This is a genomic window from Acinetobacter sp. HR7 (assembly GCF_000773685.1).
Classification (GTDB): domain Bacteria; phylum Pseudomonadota; class Gammaproteobacteria; order Pseudomonadales; family Moraxellaceae; genus Acinetobacter; species Acinetobacter thermotolerans.
The window spans coordinates 1-2,341 of record NZ_JPQO01000104.1; the positions used below are offsets into that span (position 1 = coordinate 1).

The window sequence follows — 2,341 nt, forward strand, 5'->3', positions numbered from 1 at the left end:
TCCGTCAATGCGTAAGTCCTACAAATGTACTTGAAGACAAGCAAGTGATTGTTGGTTTTGAACATACTTCAATGATGGATGCTGTGCTCTCTCTGGCACTCTTTCAGATTTATGACATGAAAATTCATACCCTGATCAAAAAAGAGCTATTTAAAGGTCCCTTCAAACCATTACTAGAATCGATTGGCGGTATTGCGGTTGATCGTAAGTCCAATCAGGATATCGTCAGCCAGATGGTAGAGGCTTTTCAAAGTCATGAAAAATTTAATCTGGTGATTGCCCCTGAAGCGACCCGTGCCAAAAATGGTGAAGCGCGCAAACCGATCCGTACTGGTTTCTGGCATATTGCTAAAGCTGCGAATGTACCGATTGTATTAATGTATGCCAATGCCAAAACCAAACAAGGTGGTATTTTTGGCAAGATTTATCCAAGCGAAATCAATCATGACCTTGCCCTGTTAAAACAGCTCTATAAAGAGAAAGTAGGCTTGGACATCATCATTCCAGAAAAGAAATAATTCACTGCAAATGAGATGTTATCTTGCTATAGCATCTCATTTTCTTACTTTATAAAAACATTTCCCCTCTCTCTTCATTTACATAATTTGTTTAAAAGCAGCCCGTCTCGTCTATTTTTTTGTCATTATCGTTAATTCTAAAAAGCAGGCTCTTTTTTTGAAAAAAGCGCTTATGGTAGAATTTGCGCAATTCGATAGGCATACAGCCAATCTACAAGGAGCATATTTCGCATGGCGGGTCATTCCAAGTGGGCCAATATTAAGCATCGTAAAGCAAAACAAGATGCTAGTCGTGGTAAGTTATTTACCAAATACATTCGTGAATTAACCACTGCAGCAAGACTTGGCGGTCCTGATGCAGGCAGTAACCCACGTCTACGTGCTGTTGTCGAAAAAGCATTATCTGTAAACATGACTCGTGACACCATTAACCGCGCGATTCAACGTGGTGCTGGTGGCGATGACAATGACAACCTGAAAGAAGTGACTTATGAAGGTTACGGCGTTGGTGGCGTAGCAGTGATTGTGGAAACCATGACTGATAACCTGAACCGTACCGTTCCAGACGTACGTCACTGCTTTACTAAAAATGACGGTAACCTGGGCACTAATGGTTCCGTATCCTTCATGTTCACCAAACGTGGTGAGATCACTTTTGAAGATGTGGCTTTAGAAGATCAAATCATGGAAGTGGCTTTAGAAGCTGGTGCAGAAGACATCGAAGTGGATGAAGATGAAATTCTAGTCATCACCACTCCTGAAACTTTCGGTACTGTTCAGGATGCATTGACTGCTGCAGGTTTAAAATCTGATAATGCAGAAGTTGTAATGAGCGCTGCAACCAAAGCTGAAATCACCGACATCGATCAAGCCAAGAAAATCATGCGTATGATTGACATGCTTGAAGATCTGGACGATGTTCAAAACGTTTACACCAACGTTGAATTCTCTGAAGAAGTTTTAGCGCAACTTGATGCTTAATCTTCTCAGAATCAAAAAACGCACCTTGGGGTGCGTTTTTTATGTGCATTAAAATAGTATTAAAATAAAAATGTTATTCTCGATTTTTAAACTTTATTCAATAAGCCACTGCAGTTAAAGACATTGTATTCCTTGATCACAAAGCTGGAATGCAATGCCACCACATGTTCAATCTTGCCAATCTTGTTGAGCAGGATCTCACTGTAGTTCTCCATGTCCCGCGCCACCACTTCGACAATAAAATCCGCAGACTGCCCTGTCACCAGGAAGGCATTGATCACTTCCGGAATACTTTCCAGCTCACCGAGGAATTTGGCAAAGGTATCACTATCGTGCTTGCTCAAGGAGACCTGTAATAACACATGCAGGTTAAAGCCGAGTTTTTGATAGTTAATTTCCCGCTTTAAGCCACTGATAATATTCTGGTCAATCAAATGCTTGATACGACGATGGACAGAGCTGACCGACAGATTTACCCGCTCGGAAAGTTCATTCAGGTTGACATCCTCATGAGTTAAAATTTCGAGAATGTGCTTATCAAACCTGTCTAATTCCATCTCTAATCTCTTGTTGCTTTATTCAAATACATCATTGTTTTGCTGATAGTATTGATAATTTTTTCATAAATTACCAGTTCTTTGAAAAAATATACCAAACCCGTCGCTTAAGTTGCTTGATGTAATCTTCCTTACCATTCATCGTATAAAATGCCTTTCAGATAAGCGTAAATACCCAATAAAGCCCTATTTATTATAAGGAATAAATTCGTTATGGATAAAAATCTTAAAAATAGTGCGCTTTTCAAAACGTGACTATTCTCTTGATCCTAGACAGTATCGTGG

The 2,341-nt window shown here is 39.9% G+C and carries 3 protein-coding genes; 2 read left to right on the plus strand and 1 reads right to left on the minus strand.

What is annotated here, in order from left to right; all coding sequences use genetic code 11:
* Both GW12_RS05690 and GW12_RS05695 read left to right on the plus strand, forming a co-directional pair.
* Positions 1 to 518: 1-acyl-sn-glycerol-3-phosphate acyltransferase (locus GW12_RS05690; protein ID WP_034584613.1), on the plus strand; the 518-nt coding region annotated here is incomplete at its 5' end.
* A 231-nt stretch (positions 519 to 749) separates the two neighbouring features.
* On the plus strand, positions 750 to 1,499 hold the full coding sequence (locus tag GW12_RS05695; protein ID WP_034584615.1) for a YebC/PmpR family DNA-binding transcriptional regulator: 750 nt from the start codon (positions 750 to 752) through the stop codon (positions 1,497 to 1,499).
* Positions 1,500 to 1,585: 86 nt separating this feature from the next.
* Here GW12_RS05695 and GW12_RS05700 read toward each other — a convergent pair whose 3' ends face one another.
* Positions 1,586 to 2,056: an Lrp/AsnC family transcriptional regulator gene (locus tag GW12_RS05700; protein ID WP_034584618.1), complete on the minus strand. Its 471-nt coding sequence runs from the start codon at positions 2,054 to 2,056 to the stop codon at positions 1,586 to 1,588.
* Positions 2,057 to 2,341 lie beyond the last annotated feature (285 nt).

Excerpts from the sequence above, each read along its gene's own strand:
- GW12_RS05695 (WP_034584615.1), top strand. The coding sequence starts at position 750 with ATGGCGGGTCATTCCAAGTGGGCCAATATTAAGCATCGTAAAGCAAAA.
- GW12_RS05700 (WP_034584618.1), bottom strand. The coding sequence starts at position 2,056 with ATGGAATTAGACAGGTTTGATAAGCACATTCTCGAAATTTTAACTCAT.